The 21,235-nt window shown below is 67.2% G+C and carries 18 protein-coding genes; 10 read left to right on the top strand and 8 right to left on the bottom strand.

What is annotated here, in order from left to right; genetic code table 11:
• Positions 1-25: 25 nt before the first annotated feature.
• The 8 genes from IB259_RS04290 to IB259_RS04255 all read right to left on the bottom strand — a co-directional run bounded on the left by IB259_RS04290 (position 26) and on the right by IB259_RS04255 (position 8,276).
• The gene (locus tag IB259_RS04290; protein WP_192327702.1) at positions 26-2,230 is read right to left on the bottom strand and encodes a rhodanese-like domain-containing protein; all 2,205 of its coding nucleotides are present in this window, start codon (positions 2,228-2,230) and stop codon (positions 26-28) included.
• 118 nt (positions 2,231-2,348) lie between these two features.
• Entirely contained in the window at positions 2,349-3,278 is a 930-nt protein-coding gene (locus tag IB259_RS04285) for a CysB family HTH-type transcriptional regulator (protein WP_192327699.1), read from the bottom strand.
• 8 nt (positions 3,279-3,286) lie between these two features.
• Positions 3,287-3,637, bottom strand: a complete 351-nt coding sequence (locus IB259_RS04280; protein ID WP_054454611.1) for a glyoxalase/bleomycin resistance/dioxygenase family protein — start codon at positions 3,635-3,637, stop codon at positions 3,287-3,289.
• Between the two features lie 122 nt (positions 3,638-3,759).
• Complete coding sequence (gene metC, locus IB259_RS04275; protein ID WP_192327695.1) at positions 3,760-4,974, bottom strand: cystathionine beta-lyase; 1,215 nt, start codon at positions 4,972-4,974, stop codon at positions 3,760-3,762.
• Between the two features lie 62 nt (positions 4,975-5,036).
• Positions 5,037-5,903 (bottom strand): amino acid ABC transporter ATP-binding protein, encoded by an 867-nt coding sequence (locus IB259_RS04270; protein WP_175213314.1) that lies wholly within the window; start codon positions 5,901-5,903, stop codon positions 5,037-5,039.
• Positions 5,890-6,699 (bottom strand): amino acid ABC transporter permease, encoded by an 810-nt coding sequence (locus tag IB259_RS04265; RefSeq protein WP_175160722.1) that lies wholly within the window; start codon positions 6,697-6,699, stop codon positions 5,890-5,892. Before IB259_RS04265 ends, IB259_RS04270 begins: the two co-directional genes overlap by 14 nt.
• Positions 6,689-7,426 carry an amino acid ABC transporter permease gene (locus IB259_RS04260; protein ID WP_192327692.1) on the bottom strand — a complete coding sequence of 246 codons (738 nt, stop codon included), beginning with the start codon at positions 7,424-7,426 and terminating at the stop codon, positions 6,689-6,691. Before IB259_RS04260 ends, IB259_RS04265 begins: the two co-directional genes overlap by 11 nt.
• A 13-nt stretch (positions 7,427-7,439) precedes the next feature.
• Positions 7,440-8,276, bottom strand: coding sequence for a transporter substrate-binding domain-containing protein (locus tag IB259_RS04255; RefSeq protein WP_175160718.1), 837 nt, complete (start codon positions 8,274-8,276; stop codon positions 7,440-7,442).
• Between the two features lie 210 nt (positions 8,277-8,486).
• On the opposite strand from IB259_RS04255, the gene IB259_RS04250 reads away from it, so the two are divergent.
• From IB259_RS04250 to IB259_RS31195, 10 genes are all read left to right on the top strand, one after another.
• Positions 8,487-9,356 (top strand): VOC family protein, encoded by an 870-nt coding sequence (locus IB259_RS04250; protein WP_192327689.1) that lies wholly within the window; start codon positions 8,487-8,489, stop codon positions 9,354-9,356.
• Complete coding sequence (locus IB259_RS04245) at positions 9,356-10,465, top strand: DUF2817 domain-containing protein (protein ID WP_192327686.1); 1,110 nt, start codon at positions 9,356-9,358, stop codon at positions 10,463-10,465. The genes IB259_RS04250 and IB259_RS04245 overlap by 1 nt, the downstream gene beginning before the upstream one ends.
• A 30-nt stretch (positions 10,466-10,495) precedes the next feature.
• Complete coding sequence (locus IB259_RS04240) at positions 10,496-11,509, top strand: zinc-binding dehydrogenase (RefSeq protein ID WP_119451534.1); 1,014 nt, start codon at positions 10,496-10,498, stop codon at positions 11,507-11,509.
• On the top strand, positions 11,506-11,955 hold the full coding sequence (locus IB259_RS04235; protein ID WP_054454625.1) for a PaaI family thioesterase: 450 nt from the start codon (positions 11,506-11,508) through the stop codon (positions 11,953-11,955). The genes IB259_RS04240 and IB259_RS04235 overlap by 4 nt, the downstream gene beginning before the upstream one ends.
• A 28-nt stretch (positions 11,956-11,983) precedes the next feature.
• Entirely contained in the window at positions 11,984-13,627 is a 1,644-nt protein-coding gene (locus IB259_RS04230) for an ABC transporter substrate-binding protein (protein ID WP_192327683.1), read from the top strand.
• Between the two features lie 9 nt (positions 13,628-13,636).
• Positions 13,637-14,608, top strand: coding sequence for an ABC transporter permease (locus tag IB259_RS04225; protein WP_088140359.1), 972 nt, complete (start codon positions 13,637-13,639; stop codon positions 14,606-14,608).
• Between the two features lies 1 nt (position 14,609).
• Positions 14,610-15,497 (top strand): ABC transporter permease, encoded by an 888-nt coding sequence (locus IB259_RS04220; protein WP_054454630.1) that lies wholly within the window; start codon positions 14,610-14,612, stop codon positions 15,495-15,497.
• A 24-nt stretch (positions 15,498-15,521) separates the two neighbouring features.
• Entirely contained in the window at positions 15,522-17,066 is a 1,545-nt protein-coding gene (locus IB259_RS04215) for a class I adenylate-forming enzyme family protein (RefSeq protein WP_192327681.1), read from the top strand.
• Positions 17,063-17,842 (top strand): SDR family oxidoreductase, encoded by a 780-nt coding sequence (locus IB259_RS04210; protein WP_175160704.1) that lies wholly within the window; start codon positions 17,063-17,065, stop codon positions 17,840-17,842. Before IB259_RS04215 ends, IB259_RS04210 begins: the two co-directional genes overlap by 4 nt.
• A gap of 320 nt (positions 17,843-18,162) precedes the next feature.
• Entirely contained in the window at positions 18,163-21,204 is a 3,042-nt protein-coding gene (locus IB259_RS31195) for an autotransporter outer membrane beta-barrel domain-containing protein (RefSeq protein WP_192327678.1), read from the top strand.
• Positions 21,205-21,235 lie beyond the last annotated feature (31 nt).

Below are 21,235 nucleotides of genomic sequence, written 5' to 3'. Positions count from 1 at the left end.
AGCCGGGGCCCGCTGGCCGCTCCCGTCACTCCCGCGCGATCAACCGAAACTCCTGGCTGCCTTCGCGCTCCAGCTGCGCCACCAGTCCCAGCTCCCAGTCCAGATAGTCGCGGAAGCCCTGATCCCGCGCGGCCAGGTCGTCCAACAGATAAGGGCTGACGCTCTGGTCGTCGTCCCCCGTCAGCACGCCTTGCCCGCCACGGGCCAGTTCAAGGCCCTGTTCCTTCCAGGCGCGGGTGCCTCCCAGCAGGTAGCGCACCGGCCGCTGGCTGCGCCACGCCAGCTCGGCCGCCACGACGCTTGCCAGCACGCCGTCGGCGGAAGTCAGCACGATGGTCCGGTCCCGGTCTTCGGGGAGGAACTCGGCCAGGCGGTCGGGCGCCGAGTATCGGGAGCCCGGCACGTGGCCGCGTTCGTACGCAACCCGTGCATCGACGTCGAACAGCACGGCCTGGCCGCTTTCCAACGCGGCCCGCAAGGCTTGCGGCCGCAAACCGCCGGCGTCAGGCCGGTGGCGCAGCACCCGCCGCGGCTCCGGCCCGCTCTGCAACGCGGCCGATGCCGGCGGTCGGTACAGATAGACCTCCACCGCGCCTAGCTGGGCCAGCCAGGCGCCGGTGGTCAAGGCGCGCACGCCGTCCCAATCCGCCAGCACCACGCGGGCGCGGCGCGTGGCCAGGTACTCGTCCGTGGCCTGCACCAGTTGGCCGCCGGGCGCCCAGCGCCAGCCCTCCAGATGGCCGGTCTCGTACTCCTCGCGGGTGCGCACATCGAACTTGTAAAGCGTGCGCACGTCTTGCTCCGCCTCGAATGCCAGCAAGGCGGCGGTATCGATGTGCGCGACGCCTGCTAGGCGCGCGACGCCGGCCGCCTGTTGGCGGGCCGCAGTCAAGGTCTGGCCGTCCGGCTCAGGCAGCGCCGCATGCCTGCCATGGGCCAGCTCGCGGCCCGACAGCAGCCACTCCATGGTGCCGTTGCGCAACGACGCGACACGGTTGGGTATGCCGGCGTCGATCAACGTTTGCGCGCCGACGATGCTGCGCGTGCGTCCCGCACAGTTCACCACCACAAAGGTAGCCGGGTCCGGCGCCAGCTCGCGGATTCGATAGACCAGTTCCGCCCCAGGCAGACTGTGCGCGAAGGGCAGCGTGAAGTTATGGAATTCCTCCGGCGTGCGGCTGTCGACCACCACGATGTCGTCACCGCGCGCCACGCGCGCATCGAGTTCGTCGACGTCGATCCAGGGTGTGCGCTTCTCATGCTCGATGACTTCGCCGAACGCCTTGCTGGGCACGTTGGTGCCGGAGAACAACTCCCGCCCCTCCCGCTCCCAGGCGTCCGTCCCGCCCGCCAGCACCGAAATATCGCTCCAGCCCAGGCGCGTCAGCTTGGCCGCGGCCTGGTGTGCCAGCGTCTCGTCATCATCCACCAGCACGATGCGCGCATCGCGGCGCGGCGCCAGCTTGTCGATCAGCAGTTCCAGGCGCCACAAGGGCGCTGGCACGGCGTGCAGCAGATGGCGGCGCGCATGACGGCCCGCCTCGCGCACGTCCAGCAAGGCGATCTCGCCCGCGCCGCGCAGTTCGTCCTGCAGCGCCTGCGTGGAAATACGCGCATGATAGATCGCCGCAGGCGGCGAGAATGTGCGGTAGGTGCCGCCCGCCGTGCTTTCGAACACCACACGGCCATGCAGGCGGTCCAGCGCCAGGCCATAGAAATGCAGGTGCGCGCCAGGCTCGTCACCTACCAGTTCGATGGTGTGTACGTCCGCCGGCCCCAGCACGATGGAGCTGCCCGGCTGCACATCCACGCGCTGGACGTGGGTCAGCACATCGCGCAGCGGATCGGCGCTGCGCTCGCGCGCATAGACCTCATTGCGCTCATTGCCCTGCACGCCGGCGATGATGGCCCAGGTGGTGTGGTCGTGCGGCGGCTGGGCCTTGCCCGGCGCGCCCAGCGACAGGTAAAGGGCATGGCCGCCGTCCAGGTCCTCCGCCAGCCGGTAGATGGCGTTCGGCCTGCCCGGGACCAAGGCGAACGCTTCGGCCGGGAACAGCTCGCGGCGGCGCCCCAGCGCTTCCAGCAGCGTTGCCACTTCGGCCAGTTGTTCGCGCGTGACGCTGGCGGCATCGGGCGCCAGCCGCCGTGCATGGGCGATGAACTCGCGCACGGCCCGTGCGCGTTGGTTGTGGATGCTCGCGGTTGCGGACAGCGGTGCAGATGTACTCATGGGATGGCCCTGAATTCCGTGTGGAAGAAAAGGTCAGCCTACGTGCGCGGCGCCGCGGCGGGAACGAAGCGATGCAACTATGGATATGCGCGGGACGACTGTCCCTGCGCCGCTTGCCTCAGCCTTCGCCCTTGAGCTCGCGTTCGACGATCTCGCGCGTCAAAGTCGGCACGAACATCTCGATAAAGTGAAAAGCGTAACCGCGCAGCCATGCGCCGCGCCGTATCGCCAGCCGCGTCAGGTTGATCTCGAACAGGTGGCGGGCGTCGATGGCGCACAGGCGCGTGTCGCGCTCGGCGTCCCAGGCCACCGAGGCCACGATGCCCAAGCCCAGCCCCAGCTCCACATAGGTCTTGATCACATCCGCGTCCATCGCCGTCATGACGATGTCGGGCGTGATGCCGGCTCGCGCGAAGGCCTCGTCGATATGCGCCCGGCCCGTGTAGCCCCGCCCATAGGTGATGATGGGATGGCGCGACAGCTGCGACAGCGTGACCCCGTCCTGCTGCCGTTCCAGAGGATGGCCGCGAGGCACGATGATGCTGTGGCTCCAACGGTAGCAAGGCAGGTTGACGAGCCCCGGATAATCGGCCACCGCTTCCGTCGCCACGCCGATGTCGGCCTCGCCCTCCAGCAGCATCTCCGACACCTGCTTGGGCGAACCTTGATGCAGATGCAGCACCACTTCGGGATAGCGTTCGCGGAACTCCTTGATGACGGGCGGCAAGGCGTAGCGCGCCTGCGAATGGGTGGCCGCTATGGACAGCACGCCCGTCCGGCTGTCGGCGTACTCCGCCCCGGCATGGCGGATGTTATCGGCGCATTGCAGGATCTGCTCGACCAAGGGCAGGATAAGCTCGCCGGGCGGGGTCAGGCCGATCAGCCGCTTGCCCGAGCGCACGAAGATGTCGACGCCCACCTCTTCCTCGAGTTCGCGGATCTGACGGCTGACGCCGGGCTGCGAGGTGTGCAGGCTTTCGGACACGTCGGTCAGGTTGAAGTCCTGGCGTACGGCCTCGCGCACGGAGCGCAATTGCTGGAAGTTCATCGCGCGCCTCAGCCCAGGAATGCCAGCTGATTGCCGGACGGATCTTTCACGTACATCACGCGCGGCTCGGCGTCTGGCAAGGAGCAGACCGGATGGTGTCCAGCCCGGCGCAGGCGCGCCAGGATGACGTCATAGTCGCCGGTCCTGAGCGCGAGGTAATCGGGCTTCACTTCCCTGCTGATTTCGTCCACGGGAGACAGCGACAAGGTCGCTTCGCCCAGCGCGAACAGCAGCCGCTGGCCGCCGGCCCCGGCCATTTCGTCCAGGCCGATGATGTGACCATAGAACTCGCGTACCGCCGCCTGCCGCTGGACAAGAAACGGAAGCTGCACCGAACCGATGGAAAGAATAGTAGACATGCCCTGCCGCCAATCATGGAACAGGGCAAATTCTAGTGGTCGCGGGTACTGACGGACAAAGAGGTAAACGTTGCTTCTACATAGCCGGAAACCCTAAAGAAAACCGCTCATTTGCATATGCCTCAGGCGCTGCGCCGCAGGGCCTGGCGTGTTGCCGCGAATGCGCGCTCCAGGTCGTCCACCAGGTCCAGCGGGCTTTCCAGCCCGATGTGCAGGCGCACCACGGATTGGGTCTGCGGACCATCCCGCCACTGGCTGTGCTCGGCCAGGCGCTCGGGCGCCGCCTCCAGCGCCAGGCTTTCGTAGCCGCCCCAGGATGCGCCGATGGAGAAATAGCGCAAGGCATCGATGAAGCGCGCGCCGGCAGCGGCATCGGAATGGCGGAACGCGAACGACACCAGGCCGCTGGCGCCGCTGAAATCCCGCCGCCACAACGCATGGCCCGGGTCCTGCGCCAACGCTGGGTAATAGACTCTGGCGACGTCCTCGTGCCGCGCCAGATATTCGGCCACGACCAACGCGTTTTCATGATGCCGCGCCAGCCGCACATCCAACGTGCGCAGGCCGCGCAAGGTCAGATAGGCATCGTCCGCGCCCACCGACAGGCCCAGGGCGTCGTAGGTCGCGCCCAGTTGCCTGGCCAGTTCCGGACTATCGACCGTGACCACGCCCATCATCACGTCGGAGTGTCCCGCCAGGTACTTTGTGGCCGCCTGAATCGAAATGTGCGCGCCCAACGCCAGCGGCTGATAATACAGGCCGCCGCTCCAGGTATTGTCCGCCGCCGCCAGCACGCCATGCCGCCGCGCCGTCGCGGCCAGCGCAGGCAGGTCCTGCACTTCGTACAGGAGCGAGCTGGGCGACTCCAGGTATAGCAGGCGGGTGTTCGGACGGATCAGCGCTGCGAGGTCGTCGCGTGCTGCGGAAAAATACTCCACCTCGATCCCATAGCGCTGCAACAGCGCGCGGTCCACCTTGCGCACCGGCGAATAGACACTGTCGGCCACCAAGGCGTGCTCGCCCGGCGCCAGGGTCGCCAGTAGCACCAGCACGATGGCTGACAGCCCGGAGGGTGCCAGCAGCGTGCGGTAGCCGCCTTCCAGCGACGTCACAGCCTCTTCCAGCGCCTGATGGGTGTCCAGGCCATGGCGTCCATAGGTCGCCACGCGTTCCCCGGCCGCGCGTTGCCGGCCCAGGGCCGCCTGCGCGGCCGTGTCGGCAAAGCGCACGGTGCTGGTGCGTACCACCGGCACGTTCACCGGGCCGCCGCCCTGCTTCAGGTCGGGCGCGCCGGCATGCACCAGCCGGGTCTGGACGCGAGCGTCTGCAAGGCTCATGCGGTCACCTCGCCACAAATGGGAATCAGGGATATGAAAATCATGCGCAACTCCATCAGGGTTCACACCGCCAGGCGCAGCGGATCGAAATGCAGGTAGCTCTGTATGGGATCGGGAGTCCGCTCGCGCACGGGCGCCGCGCCGACCGCCCGTTGCAGAAAGGCGCGCGTGCGCTCGCTGGCAGGCGCCCCGAACAGGCGCGCCGGCGGCCCGGACTCGACGATCCGGCCGGCCTCGGTGAAATACACAATGTCGCTGATCTCTTCGGCAAAGCGCATCTCATGGGTCACCAGCACGCAAGTCAGGCCGTCCTCCACCAGTTCGCGAATCACGGCCAACACTTCGCCGACCATCTCCGGGTCCAGCGCGGAAGTGACTTCATCGAACAGGATCAGCTCGGGCCGCAATGCCAGCGCGCGCGCGATCGCCACGCGTTGCTGCTGGCCGCCGGACAGTTCGCCGGGATAGGCGTCCTGCTTGTGCTCCATCCGCACCTGGGCCAGTAGCTCGCGCGCGCGCTTCTCGGCCTGCGCGCGCGGTACGCCGCCCACCTTGATGGGAGAGATCGTCAGGTTCTCCAGCACGCTCAGGTGCGGGAACAGGTTGTATTGCTGGAACACGAAGCCCACGCGCTTGCGCAGGCCGATCAGCTCGGCTTCCGTCTTCAAGGCGTCCACGCGCACGCCGCCAACCTCGATGCGGCCGCGCTGCGGGCGCAGCAGTCCGGTAATGCAGCGCAGGATGGTGGACTTGCCCGATCCCGACGGTCCGATGATGGACACCGCCTGCCCCTGCCGCACCTCGACGTCCATGCCCTTGAGCACCTCCGTCTGGCCAAAGGCCAGATGCACGTCCTGCAGGCTGACCAGCGGCGGCGTAGCCGCGCCCCTTGAGGCGGCTGTGCGCGCCTCGAATTCAATAATGCTCATGGCGTTTTTCCAGATACCGCGTCCAGCGCGCGATGGGGTAGCAATAGGCGAAGAAAAGCGCCAATAGCGTGAAGTAGACCAATATCGTGAAGTCGGTGCGCGACACCGTATTGCTGGCCACCGTGGCCGCGTCCACCAGATCGTGCACGCCCACCAGCGAGGCCAGCGACGTGCTCATGGTGATGCTGGCGTACAGGTTCATCCACGACGGCAGCATCCGCCGCAGGCACTGCGGCAATACGATCATGCGGAAGATCTGCGCGCGGCGGAACGCCAGCGATTGCGCGGCCTCCCATTGCGCGCTGGGGATGGACTGGATCGCGCCGCGGAAGATCTCGGCGACGTTGGCGCTGGCCGGCAGGCCCAGGCCGATGACCACCTTGATCCAGTCCGGAAACGGCAGATTCCATCCGCCCAGCCTCAGCTCGAAGGGAAATACGTAGGTGGTGAAGTACACCAACACCAGGATGGGCGCATTGCGGAACAACAGCACGTAGGCGCGTGTCAGGCGGCGCATCAGCCGCGACGGCGACAACGACAGCGCACCCACCACCAGCCCGGCCAGCGTACCCAGCGCCATGGCCAGCACGCTGATCTGGACGTTCATCGCCAAACCGCGTAGCAAGGCTGGCGACCAATACCACAGCGTCCGCACGGCGGCGGGCGCCGAGTTGGTGGCCGCCCACGCCAGGTTCAGCGCCGCCAACGCCAGCAATACGACAAGCCAGGGATCGCGCAAGGCCGGCGGCAGCCGTCGCCCCGCGGCCTGTGCGTTCAGGACCAGGTCATTGGCCATAGCCAGGCATCCTCAAACGTTCTTCCAGCCATCTCCCGCCCAGACCGACCAGCCAGGTCAGCAGGCCGAAGTACAGCAGGATGAGCAGCAAGAGTTCCAACACGTTGTCGCGGTACGACCAGATCATGATGGACTCATAGGTCACGTCGCCCACCGCGATGGCCGACGCAATCGCTGTCATCTTCACCAAGTCCACCAGGTTGTTGACCAGTGCCGGCAAGGCAAAGCGCAACGCCAGCGGCAGTTGCACCTGGGTCAGGATCTGGCGCCGTGAGAATGCCAGCGAACGAGCCGCCTCCATGGTTACGGCGGGCACCGCTTCGATACCCGCGCGCAAAGCCTCGGCATGGAACACCCCCTTGTGCAGCGCCACCACGATCACCACCCAGGCGAACGGCGCTATCGGACTGCCGCCGCCCAGCTTTTGCGTGATCAGCATGTTCAGCACCAGGAAGGCGCAATACAGCTGCACCAGCGTGGGCGTGCTGCGCGTGACTTCCACAAAAGCCTGCAATGGCCTTGCCAGCCAGCCGCGGCCGCTGGTCAGGCCCGCCGCGATCAGGACGCCGAACGCCAGGCTCACTGGTATGGTCCACGCGCATAGTTGCAGCGTGACCAGCAGCCCGCGGCCGAACGCGGACAGTTCACTCGCGTCCAACACGAAGCTGTAGTTCAGGCCTAGGGGCTTGAAAAGGCCGACCCAGGCATGCAGTGCCGATTCGAACATGCGCCGGCCCGCCTCAGCTTCCCTGCTTGTACTTGGCATGCAGCTCCTGCAGCAGTGGCTGCGGCGGTGCGATGCCCAGGCGAGTTTCCGTGGCGATCAGCCAGCCCGTGCGATGCCAGTCCTGCACCACCTTGTCGACGGCGGCGATGGTGTCGGCCTCGCCCTTGCGGGTCCAGACCACCGAGTTGGCCGGCAGCACCTCGCTGGCGATGGGCGCGTGGTAGTCCTTCCATTCCGGGTTGCTGCGCAACAACGGCTGGATCAGAGTCGAATCGTGCACGGCCGCGACGCACTGGCCGCCACGCAGCGCCAGGAGCGAATCCGACGAGCTCTTGTAGCCCTTGACCACCGCGCCGTAATCGGCTGACAAGGGCCGCGCGAAGCTGCTGCCCTGGGACACGCACACCGGCTTGCCGCGCAGGTCCTCCCACTTGGCGATGCCGCTGGTCTTCAGGGTGGCAGCCGTTCCGCCCACGCGGAAGAACGGCGTCGGCGCATAGCCCAGGATCTCGGCGCGCTCCGGGTTCAGCTCCATGGACGCGATCAGCAGGTCGACCTTGCCGGAGATCAGGAACTGCGTACGCGTGGCGGTCTGCACCTGCACCAATTCCGCTTTCACGCCCAGGCCCTTGGCCAGCTCGCGCGCCAGCTCCGGGTTCCAGCCCACCAGCTGCTGCGTCGCGGGGTCCAGCGAACCAAACACGCCGCCATTGGCCAGCACGCCTATGGTGATGGTGCCGCGTTCCTTGATCTTTTCCAGCGTGGCGTCGGCCTGCGCCGCGCCGGCGGCCAGGGCCAGCGCCAGGGAGAATGCGATGCGGGCGCCGCCCGGAGTCTTGCGAGTCGTCATGTCGTTGTAGAGGGATGTGCTTTGAACGGACCACCATGCTGCTTGCGGGTTGGCCCAGGAGCAAAGAAGACTTTCAGATATGAATATGCGGATGCCTCCTGTCCCCTGGCGCGAACAGAAAGCAAATATCCACATGCGAATTCAATCGTTCTGGCCCGCCTGCGCTTCGGCCAGACTGCCCGCTTCCGTCAAGCAAATTCAGGAAACGCGATGTCCATACCCTCAGTCACCGGACTGGACCACTACATCATCCGGGTGCATGACCTGCAGGCCGCAACCGCCCAATACCAGAAGCTGGGCTTTGTCCTGGCGCCGCAAGGCCGCCACCATCGCGGCACGCGCAACCAGACCCTGATCCTGGACGCCAATTACCTGGAGCTGCTGGCATTCCCGCCGGAGCTGCGCGAGCAGTCGCGCTTTGCGGGCTTTGACGACGCCTATGAAGGCCCGGTCTCCGTCGCGCTGCAGACCACCGACAGCAGCGCCGTGCACGCCGAGCTTGCCCGCCTGGGCATAGACGCCGAAGCGCCGCAGCGCGGCGGCCGTCCGGTGCACCTGCCCGCCGGCAGCGAGGACGCGGCCTGGAACAACACCCAGTTTCCGGCGGGCCTCTTCGCGGTGCCGGACTTCTTCACCTGCGGCCATCTCACGCGCCATCTGGTCTACCGGCCCGAATGGCAGGATCATGCCAACGGCGCCCGCCGCATCGAGTCGCTGATCGCCGTGCATCCCGAGCCGCGCGCCCTGCGCGCCGCGTATGAACGCGTGCTGGGCCCCATTGCCATCAGCGAGCTTCCTGACCAGGGCCTGCAAGTGCGGCGCGGCAGCCTGCGCATCGACTTCCTCGCGCCCGCCGCCTTCGAGCAGCGTTTCCCCCATGTGCGCGTGCCAGTTGGCCTGCCCGCCAGCAGCCAGGGCGGCTGGTTCGCGGGATCGGTCATCGGCGTGCGCGATATCGGGCAGACGCGCGCGTGGCTCGACGCCAACGAGGTCCCGTACCGCGCCAACGCACAGGGCGAACTGGCGGTGGCGCCCGAGCATGCTGCCGGCGCGCTGCAAGTCTTCGTGCAGGAGGCATGATGGGCCAGCCCCTGCCCGACTACTGGACCTGCTTTTCCGCCGACTACGCAACAGCGCGCGAGGCCTTCGTGGCCGCCGCCGCGGCGCGGGGCGCCGCGCTCTCGCGCCACGAACATCCCACGGCGCGCGACCCGCAGGGCCGGCCGTTGACCGTAGACGTGGCGGTGCTGGGCCGCCCCGGCGCCGCCCGCACCCATCTGGCCATCAGCGGCACCCACGGCCTCGAAGGCGCGGCCGGCTCGGCGGTGCAGCTCGCGTGGCTGCAGGCGGACGGCGGCCTGCCCTTGCCGGACGGCGTCAACGTGGTGCTGGTACATGCGTTGAATCCCTACGGCTATGCGCACGACACGCGCACCACCGAAAACAATGTCGACCTGAACCGCAATTTCATCGACCACACCCGGGCCGCACCGCCCAACCCGCACTATGCCAGCCTGCATCCGCACCTGATCCCGCAGCACTGGACCGAGGCCGCGCTGGACGCCGGCGCCGAGGCGCTGGAGCGCTTCCGCCAGGAGCACGGCGCGGACGCGCTCTTCAACGTCACGGCCAGCGGCCAGTACACGCACCCGGACGGCCTGGTCTATGGCGGCAACGGCCCCGAATGGTCCAACCGCACGCTGCGCCGCATCGTCGACGAGCACCTGGGCGCGAGCGAACGGGTGGCCTTCATCGACTGGCACACCGGCATCGGCGAATACGGCGAGCCCTTCTTCCTGTGCTTCAACCCCGACGGCAGCGCCGAGCAGGCGCAAGCCGCGGCCTGGTGGGGCGCGGATCGCGTACTGGGGCAGCGCCCGCACGGCCTGGCTCGTCCCGACTACCAGGGACTGGTGTTCCGTGGCGTACAGCAAGCGTTGGGCCAGCGGCCGCTGGCCGGCGCAGTCGTCGAATTCGGCACGCGCGGCCTGCAGATGCGGCCGGCCCTGAGGCTGGACCAATGGCTGCGCTTCAAGTCCCCGGCGGCGCCCGACGCCGCGCGCGATGCGCAGTTGCGGGCGGATCTGGTCGATGCCTTCGTACCCGTGTCCAGCGTCTGGCGCCGCAATGTCGTGGCCCACGGCCTGCAGATCACGCGCCAGGCCATCGCCGGCCTGGCCGCGTGGTGATTCTTTCCCTACCCATCCATCAAGAGACTCATGAAAGCCATTGTTTTGCGTGAACACGGCGGCACCGACAAGCTGCGCCTGGAAACCGAATTCCCCGATCCCGTTGCCGGTCCCGACGACGTGGTCATCCGCGTCGGGGCCTCGTCCCTGAACTACCACGACGTGTTCACTCGCCGCGGCATGCCCGGTATCAAATTGCCCTTTCCCGTCATCATCGGCCTGGACGTGGCCGGCGTGGTGGTTGAGACCGGCGCCAACGTGCGCGACTGGAAGGCGGGCGACCGCGTGCTGGTGGACCCGATAGACCGGGTCGATGGCGGCCTGGTGGGCGAGACGATTCATGGCGGCCTGGCCGAACTGTGCCGCGTACCGGCGCACCAGCTGCTGCGTCTGCCCGACGAGGTCAGCTTCGATCAGGCGGCGGCGCTGCCCGTGGCCTACGGCACCGCCCTGCGCATGATGAACCGCATCGGCCAGGTGCAGCCAGGCGAAAAGGTGCTGATCCTGGGCGCCAGCGGCGGCGTGGGCGTGTGCGCCGTGCAATTGGCCAAGCTGGCTGGCGCCGAAGTCATCGCCTGCGCCGGCAGCCCCGAAAAGGCCGAGGCGCTGCGCGCCCTGGGCGCCGACCACATCATTCTGTACACCGAGGAAGACTTCCTCAAGGCGGTCCAGGAGCGCTTCGGCAAGCCGTCGCGCCGCCGCAGCGGCAAGCCGGGCGGCGTGGACGTGGTGGTCAACTTCACGGGCGGCGACACCTGGGTCAAATCGTTGCGCTGCCTGCGCCTGGGCGGCCGCCTGCTGACCTGCGGCGCCACCGCGGGCTTCGATCCCAAGGAAGACCTGCGCTATATCTGGACCTTCGAGCTGCAGATCCGCGGCTCCAACGGCTGGGAACGCGAGGACCTGCACGAGCTGCTGGCGCTGGTGCGCGACGGCCGGCTGCGCGTCCACGTGGACCGCAAGTGGCCTCTGGAACAAGGCGCCCAGGCGCTGGCCTCGCTGGAAGATCGCAAGATCGTCGGCAAAGTGCTGGTGTCGGCATGAGCGCGAACCCGAAGGCGCTGGCTCCGGCTGCCACCCTTGACGCCGCGGCCATCCAGGCCAGGTTCGACGATTCGCCGTTCATCGCCTGGCTCGGCCTGTCGGTGCGCGACGTGAACCATGAACAGGGAGAACTGACCGTGCTGGCCCCCATGCGCCCGGAATTCGAGCGCGGCGCGGCCAGCGGCCAATGGCATGGCGGCCCGCTGGCCGCGGTGATCGACACCGTCGGCGATTTCGCCGTCGGCATGCTGCTGGGCCGCGGCCTGCCGACCATCAACTTCCGCGTCGACTACCTGCGTCCCGCCGTCAACACCGCGCTGACCGCCGTGGCCCGCGTGCGCCGCAACGGCCGCAGCGTGGGCGTGGCCGACGTGGACCTCTACAACGACCAGGGTGCGCTGGTGGCCATCGGCCGCGCCACCTACGCCACGCTCGCCCAGGGCTGAGCGGGCTCTCATCTTCAAGGACACCATCATGACCACCGCGCAGCGCCCCGGACGGCGCGCCTTCCTTACCCGTACCGCCGCGGGCGGCCTGGCCGCCGGCCTGGGCGTCGCGCCCCAGGCGTTGCTGGCCGCGACTGCCCAGCCCGGCGCCGACGCCGGCCCCGCCCGCAAAGGCGGCACCCTGGTCGCCAGCTGGGGCGGCCTGGAGCCTCAGGCCCTGTTCGTGCCCGGCGGCGGCGGGTCCAGCCCGTTCCAGACCGCGACCAAGATCCTGGAACGCCTGCTCAAGCTGGATGCCGACCTGAAGTTCCAACCCGCGCTGGCCCTGTCCGTGACGCCCGCCGCAGACTTCCGCAGCTACACCATCAAGCTGCGCGAAGGCGTCACCTGGCACGACGGCGCGCCGTTCACGTCCGCCGACGTGGTCTACAACGTGCTGCAGCACTGGAAGCCGATTTCCGCCGGCATCGCGCTGAAGTCGCTGACCGGCGCGACCGCGACCGATCCGCTGACCGTGGTGCTGAACTTCGACGCGCCGGTTCCGGAGTTCTTCCTGAAATCCACTCTGGCCGGTCAGTTCCAGCTCTTGATACCCAAACACCTGTACGACGGGCGCGACATCATCACCAACCCGCTGAACAACACGCCGGTCGGCACCGGCCCCTGGAAGTACGGCAAGTGGGTGCGCGGCAGCCACGTCGAATACCTGCGCAACGACAGCTACTGGAATGCCGGCCAGCCCAACCTGGACCGCCTCATCATCCGCTGGTGGGGCGACCCCGCCACGCGCGGCGCCGCGCTGGAGACCGGCGAGCTGGGCCTGGCCTATTCCAACCCGGTGCCTGCCCGCGACATCGACCGCCTGCTCAAGACCGGCAAGGTGGTGGTGGACACGCGCGGCTACCAGAACTCGGCCTGGACCGTGACCGCCGAATTCAACCAGCGCCGCGACATCGTCAACCGCCGCGAGGTGCGCCAGGCCATCCTGCACGCCATCGACCGCCAGTTCATCGTCGACACCATCTACTACGGCCGCGGCAAGCCCGCCATCGCGCCGGTCTTCAGCAGCAACCCGCTGTTCTACACCGAGGACGTGCCGCGCTATCCGTTCGACCCCAAGAAGGCCGCCGCGCTGCTGGACGCCGCGGGCCTGCCGGTGAAGGACGGCAAGCGCTTCACCGTGAATCTGGTCGCCGCCGCCTGGTTCGAGGAGAACGCCAAGCTCGGCCAGTACCTGAAGCAGGCGCTGCAGGACGTGGGCATCGAGGTCAAGCTGGATTCCGTGGACCGCGCCACGGCGCTCAAGCGCATCTATGGCGACTACGACTACGACATCGCCGTCTCCAACTTCACCTCGCCGCTGGAACTGGTGCCCACTGTCACCCAGTTCTACACCACCGACGGCATCGTCAAGGGCGCCGCCTTCCGCAACGCCACCGGCTACTCCAACCCGGAAATGGACGCGCTGGTCGCCAAGCTGACCCAGGAGACCGCCCCGGACGCGCGCCGAACGCTTGCGCACCAGTTCGCCCGCCTGGCCTCGACCGACGTGCCGCACGTGCCGCTGGTGGAGATCCAGTCGTTCACGCTGGCCGGCAAGAACGTGCGCAACTTCACCACCGGCGCCAACGTCCAGGGCGAAACCCTGGCCGACGTCTGGCTGCAGGCCTGAGGCGCACGCATGCCGATCCGACTGATCTTGCGCCGGCTGGCCCAGGCTGTCCCGCTGCTGCTGGGCGTGGTGGTGCTGAACTTCGCGCTCATCCAATCCGTGCCCGGCACCTTCCTGGACGTGATGACGGCCGAGCAGCAGGTCACCGACCCGGCGCTCATCGAGCGCCTGCGCGTGACCTACGGCATGGACCAGCCGCCCGCCGTGCAGTTGCTGAAGTACATAGGCTCCGTGGCGCGCGGCGATCTGGGCTATTCCTACCGCCACAACCTGCCCGTGCTGGACGTGATCCTGGCGCACCTGCCAGCCACGCTGCTGCTGATGGGCGCAAGCCTCGCCATTGCGGTGCTGGTGGGCATGGCGGCCGGCATCGTGTCGGCCGTCAAGGTCAACACCTGGTGGGACAGCGCGGTGTCGGTGTTCGCCGTGCTGTGCTTTGCCGCGCCCAGCTTCTGGCTGGGCATCATGCTGATCGTGCTGTTCTCGGTCAAGCTGGGCTGGTTTCCGGTGGGCGGCATGGTGACCATCGGCCTGTCCGGCGGCGCCTGGCGCCAGGCGCTGGATGTGCTGCACCACCTGGCATTGCCGGCGCTGGCCCTGGGGCTGTTCTATTCCGCCGCCTATGCCCGCGTGATGCGCGCCTCGATGCTGGAAGTCAGCCGCATGGACTTCGTGCGCACCGCGTACGCCAAGGGCCTGACGCGCAGCGCCGTGGTCCTGCGCCACGTGCTGCGCAATGCCTTCCTGCCCATCGTCACGCTGCTGGGCCTGCAACTGGGCGCGGTGCTGGGCGGCAGCATCGTGGTCGAGGCGGTGTTCAGCTGGCCCGGCATCGGCGCCGTGCTGTTCGACAGCGTCATGAGCCGCAACTATCCCGTCGTCCTGGGCATCCTGGTGCTCAGCTCTTTCGTGGTGATCATCGCCAACATCGCCGTCGACCTGATCTACACGCGGCTGGACCCGCGCATCAAGGCTGCCTGACATGTCCGCATCCCCTACCCTCGCTACTGCCCTGCCTGCGGCATCCCCCCACGGCCGCGCCTCGTTCGCCGCGCGCTTTGCGCGCAACCGGGGCGCCGTCGCGGGCGCCGCGCTGCTCGTCCTGGTCGCCTTCCTGGCGGTGGGCGCCGGCTGGCTATATCCCACAGACCCGCTGCGCATCGTCGGCGCGCCGGAGATCTGGCCGTTCGAGTCCTGGCGTCATCCGCTGGGCACCGATTCCATGGGACGCGACATCGCCGCCATGATCGCCCACGGCGCGCGCGCCACCCTGCTGATCGGCCTGGTGGCCGCAGCCACCGCCACGCTGATCGGCGTGAGCGTGGGCGCGGCCGCGGCCTGGGCCGGCGGCTGGGTCGACGAGGGCCTGATGCGCGTGGCCGAACTGTTCCAGATCATTCCCAACGTCGTGTTCGTGCTGACGGTGGTGTCCATCCTGGGGCCGCGCATCGAACACATCACACTGGCCGTAGGGTTGGTGTCCTGGCCGCCCATCGCGCGCCTGACCCGGGCCGAGTTCCTGTCCTTCAAGGAACGCGAGTTCGTGCAGGCCTGCCGCGCGCTGGGCATGAGTCCGTTGCGCATCGTCGCCGCGGAAATCCTGCCCAACGCCCTGCCTCCCGTCATCGTGATGTCCTCGCTGGTCGTGGCCGGCGCCATCCTCTACGAATCGGTGGTGTCCTTCCTGGGCCTGGGCGACCCCAACATCGCGAGCTGGGGCCGGCTGGTCGGCGAAGGCCGCAGCCTGATCCGCTCTTCCTGGTACATCTGCGCCGTGCCGGGCGTGGCCATCATGCTGGCCGTGCTCTCGTTGAACCTGGTCGGCGACGGCCTGAACGACGCGCTCAATCCCAAGCTGCAAAAGCGCTGAGCCGCATTCTTTCCGGAAAATTCCATGACGCATTCCCTGCTCAATCTGGGCCATCTGGCCGACCCGGTACTGTCTTCCGATCTGCCCGCCATCATCGACCTGCGCCAGTCCGACACGCCGCGGCATTACACCCACGCCCAGGTCCGCCTGCTGGCGGGCGGCGTGGCCGCCTGGCTGTCCGCGCGCGGCCTGGCGCCGGGCAGCCGCGTCGCCATCGCCGCGCTGAACCGGGCCGAGTACCTGATCGCCTATTTCGGCATCATGCGGGCGGGCTACGTGGCTGTTCCCGTCAACATCAAGCAGTCGCAAGAGAACATCGACTATGTACTGCGCGACGCCGGCATCGCGCTCGCACTGGTGGACGGCCCGCGCCGCGCCGCCTTCGAAGCCAAGGTGCCGGTGCTGGACTTCGACGACGCCGGTCCGCAAGGCTTTGCCGCGCAGATCGCGCCCACGGACTTCGGCTTCGTCACGCCGCAGGCCGACGGCATCGCGCAGATGCTGTACACCTCGGGCTCCACCGGCAAGCCCAAGGGCGTGCCGCTCACGCATCGCGGCCAATTGTGGGCGCTGGCTGCCACCTCCGCCGCCGTCGTCGCCCGCGCCGGCGTGCAGGAACGATACCTGCTGGCCCAGCCGCTATTCCATATGAACGGCCTGTTCATGGCCAAGCGCGCCTTCGCCAGCAACAGCCTGCTGGTGATCCAGCCTTCATTCGATGTCGCCGCCTATGCCGACGCGCTGGAGCGTTACCGCATCTCCGTCCTGACCGCCGTGCCCACCATGTTCGCGCGACTGGTCAAGGACCCGGCTCTGCTGCAAGGACGCGACCTGTCGGCGCTGAGCCGCGTCATGCTGGGCTCGGCCCCCATGACCGTGGCGCTGCTGGAACGCATCCAGCGCGCCCTGCCCGGCGTGCGCGTGACCCACGGCTACGGCACCACCGAGGCCGGCCCCGCCGTGTTTGGCCCGCATCCCGACGGCCTGCCCACGCCCGCGCTGGCGCTGGGCTACCCGCTCGATCCCACCCAGGTGCGGCTCGCTGACGGTCCTGGCCCGGACCAGGGCGTGCTGCTGATGAAGAACCCCGCAGTGCTCGCCGGCTATCACAACCTCCCGGAAAAGAGCGCACAGGTGCTCAAGGACGGCTGGTACTACAGCGGCGACGTGCTGCGGCGCGACGCCGACGGCTTCTATTACTTCGTGGGACGCGCCGACGACATGTTTGTCTGCTCGGGCGAGAACATCTATCCCGTCGAGGTCGAGAAACTGCTGGAATCGCACCCCGACGTGCGCCAGAGCTGCGTGGTGCCCTTGGCCGACGAGGAACGCGGCCATATCCCCGTCGCCTTCGTCGTGCGCCGCGACGGCAGCCGACTGCATGCCGATGCGCTCAAGCGCCACGCGCTCGAGCACGGCCCCGCCTACCAGCATCCGCGGCGCATCCGCTTCGTGGATGAACTGCCCTGGGCCGGCACCAATAAGATCGACCGCAACGCGCTGCTGCTTGCCGCGCGCGAACTGGAAGCGCAGCATGCGTGGACCCAACCCGAAACGGAAACGGCATGAGTCAGACTGAATTCCCCGACAGCCTCGTGGGCAAAACCGCGCTCGTGACCGGCGCCAGCCGCGGCATCGGCCGCGCCATCGCGCTGGCCCTGGGCCGGCGCGGCGCGCGCGTCGCCGTGCACTACAACAGCGCTGGCGATGCCGCCGACGAGGTCGTGCGCCAGATCCAGGCAGCTGGCGGCCAAGCCTGGGCCTTGCAGGCCGACCTGGCGCTGGCGGACGCCGCCGCAGCATTGGCGCGGGACTTGCGCGCCTCGCTCAAGGAACGCTACGCCGACGACGGCCTGGACATCCTGGTCAACAACGCCGGCGTGGGCCTGCGCGCCCGCCTGCCGGAAGTCACTCCTGACGCGTTCGACCGGGTGCTGCAGGTCAACCTGAAGACCCCCTTCTTCCTGATCCAGCAGACCCTGCCTTTCCTGCGCGACCATGGCCGCATCGTCAACGTGTCCTCCATGGGCACGCGCGCCGCCTATCCGGAAATGAGCGTCTACGCGCCGGCCAAGGCCGGCCTGGAAGCGCTGACCCTGCTGCTGGCGAGCGAATTGGGCGCACGCGGCATTACCGTGAACGCCGTCCTGCCCGGCGCCACGGCCACGGACCTCAATGCCCGCGCACGCGATCCGGAGCAGAGCAAGGTCATCGCCCAGACGATTGCATTGGGGCGCGTGGGGCAGCCTGAGGACATTGCGGACATCGTCGCCTTTCTGGCGTCGCATGAGGGGCGCTGGATCACGGGGCAGCGCATTGATGCGACGGGCGGGCAGCGGCTGTAGCCTCGGATCCCGGCAATATGGCGTCTTCCTTCGGCAGCGGACCGACCGCGATGCAGGCGATTCGTAATAGTGGTTTTCCCTAGTTCCAAGGAATTCACTGCGCCAGCGCGGCGTGCCCTCAGTGCCTCATTATCGAAACCGCTGCTCGGGCCTGCACGCGAATCGACTCGTGCAATTACGCAACTCCCATTTGCACTAGGCAAAAAGTAGTAGTAGGGTTCCATGGCGTTCATGTTGTGTCTGCTCGAAAGACGGCGCATCGATGTTCCTGCGGCGTCCAGATTGACTTCCGGTCACGTTTCCCCTGGCAGGAGCCGCTAGTGAAATGCGCAGAGCATGAAAATGTCCCCCCCATTTTTCAATCGCCGAACCTCGCGGCTCGTGTCGCCATCGGACTTGCCGCGGCGCTCAGCGGCTCGGCGACGCTTGCGGAGATAATCCCGCAAGGCACCTACACCACCCCTTTTCGGGTCGTCACCGGCGAAGAAAAGACGTTTGTCGGCGGCACCGTCATCACGCCCATCCCGCCCTATCCCCCACCTTTAGGTGGTACGGGCATTCAGGTCCAGGGCGGCTTGGCTATCCTGGACCCCTCGCTCGGCGACGGAACACCCATCCGCATAAGCGTCAACGGCAATGCCATTGACGGCTTGTATGTCCGAAGCGGCGGACAGTTGATAGTCAGACCGGGAGGCGTCTATGTCTATGCCACCGGCGGCAGCGTTCGGGGGATCTACAACGTCGGGTCTACCGGTCTCCCGTCACAGTTCGATGGTTCGAACGTATATGTCACGACGGATTTCGCCGATTCCCATGCCCTGCGCACCTATGGCGCCGACGCGACGACCATACTGCGGGACTCGACGCTGACCACCTTGCAAAACGGCTCCAAAGGCGCCGAGGTGTGGCAAGGCGCCAAAGCCAACCTTTACAACACCGCCATTCTGACCAAGGGCACGACCGCGTACGGCGCCCACGTCCTCCAGAACGGCAGTGAACTCACGGCCACAAACGGATCGATCACCACCGAAGGCACGACCGCATACGGCGTTCTGGTACAGGACTACGGCAAATTCATGGGCACCGGCACGTCGGTGCGCGCACAAAACGCGATCGGCGTCTATGTCTTTACCAACGGCATCTTCCAGTCCGATGGGATGACCATCCAGTCCGACCGCACTTACGGCATGTACGTCAACGGCGGCACCGCCACGTTGAAAGACACGCAGGTAAGCACGCTGGCCGCCGGCTCGTTTGCGCTGTTCGTCAACGGCGGGCCGCCCGCGACCGTGGATGGAGGGCAGATCCTGACCTTCGCCGACCGTTCCGTGGCCGTGCGCACCCAGTCCGGCGCGGTGGCGAACATCAACGGCACCAGGGTGAGCACGCTGGGATTGGCGGCGCACGGCATCCACGTCGAGGGCTGGGGCACGGTCAATCTGGGCCGCGACGGCGACACGGGTACCCTGGTCGACACCCAGGGCGCGGACGCCGATGCGGTCCGCGTGTCGGTCAATGCCACGCGCTTCAGCGCCACCGGCGCGACGCTGCAAACCGCAGGCGCAAACGCCCAGGGCTTGCACCTGACCGGGACGGCGGGCGCCGCGGCAAAGACCTACACCCTTGTGGATTCCAGGATCTCCTCAGCCCAAGCCGACGGCATACACCTGTCGGAGGGGCCCGCCATCGTGTCTTTGACCGGCTCCTCCGTCACCGGCGGCAATGCCGCCATCAACATCGGCGCCACTGCCGCCGCGACTGCGGATATCGGCGCCAGCGGCACCTTGATCCAGGGGCGCGTGCTGACGCAGCCTGGCAGCACGACCAATCTTTCCATGAGCAATGACAGCACCTGGCAGGTGACGGGAAACTCCAACCTCACCAACCTGGTCAATACCGACAGCCTCATCGACTTCACGGCCCCGCAAGCAGGCAGCTACAAGACCGTCACGACGCGCAACTACGGCGGGAACGGCACCATCGCGCTCAATACCTACCTGGGAGATGACAGTTCCCCGTCGGACAAGCTCATCGTCAATGGCGGCAGCGCCACTGGCACATCGCAACTACGCATAAAGAACACTGGCGGCCCCGGCGCGTTGACGACGGCAAGCGGGATTCAAGTGGTCGAAGTGGTCAACGGCGGCGTATCCGGCGCGGGTGCGTTCGCGCTGTCCGGCCGAGCAGTGGCCGGCCCCTACGAGTATCGGCTCTATCAGGGAAGCGCCGCAGCGCCGACCGATCAGAGCTGGTACTTGCGGTCTGAAAAGGAAGCGCCACCGCCCCCGCCGCCTCCTCCACCGCCGCCTCCACCGCCGCCGCCTCCCCCGCCGCCGCCGCCTCCGCCGCCACCACCGCCTCCGCCGCCCGACCCAGAGCCCGAGCCCGAGCCCGAGCCCGAGCCCCTATATCGGCCCGAAGTCGCGGCTTACCTCGCCAACCAACGCCTGGTCGGGCAGATGTTCGTGCAGAGCATGCACGACCGTTTGGGTGAACCTCAATTCATCGAATCGCAACCGTTCGCAGTCGATGGCAGCAAGCGCAATTCGATCTGGCTGCGCACCTCCGGAAAATGGGAAGGAAGCCACAGCCGTGACGGCAATTTTAACGTCAGCACCGACCTTTTCCTGTTGCAGGGCGGCGGCGATCTTGCGCAATGGAAGCTCTTTTCAGAGACCGATCGCCTGCACCTCGGAGCCATGCTCGGATACGGCACTGCAGACAGCACTGCCCGCGCCGACGGCAACCCCTACAAGGCAAAGGGCCGCGTCAACGGCTATAGCGCAGGCGTGTACGGCACATGGTTTCAAAACGACGAGACCAAGCTGGGCGCCTACGTGGACACCTGGTTCCAATACGGCTGGTTCAACAACCGGGTGCAAGGCGCCGAACTGCCGCGCGTGGACTACGACTCGCAAGCTTGGGCGATATCGGCGGAGGCCGGCTACGCATTCAAGCTACGGGAAAACTGGACGCTGGAACCACAGGCTCAAATCATCTATGTCGACAGCAACACCGACAGCATCACCGAACAGAACGGCACCCGGGTAGACCGCGCCGATTCGAACGGGACCATTACCCGCCTTGGGGTACGCACCTTCACCACGTTTGACCTTGGCAACAACCGCAAGGCCCAACCCTTCGCAACCGTGAACTGGTGGCACAGCAACGTCGACAGTTCCGTGTCTTTCAATCAATTACCCATCGGAGACCTTTATCCCAAGGACCGGTATGAACTGAAGCTGGGCGTGCATGCCAACTTCACCAAGGGTTGGTCAGGATGGGTCAATGCTTCCGGCAGCTGGGGCGCGCAAGACTACCATCAGTACGTGGGCCGTATCGGCGTGAAATACACGTGGTGAGGCCGGAGTGAATGGAAGAGATTGGATGGAA

It is taken from the genome of Achromobacter sp. ACM04, assembly GCF_014851465.1.
Classification (GTDB): domain Bacteria; phylum Pseudomonadota; class Gammaproteobacteria; order Burkholderiales; family Burkholderiaceae_B; genus Achromobacter; species Achromobacter aegrifaciens.
Note: the sequence above shows the minus strand (reverse complement) of the source record. Positions and strands in the feature narration are given on the sequence as shown.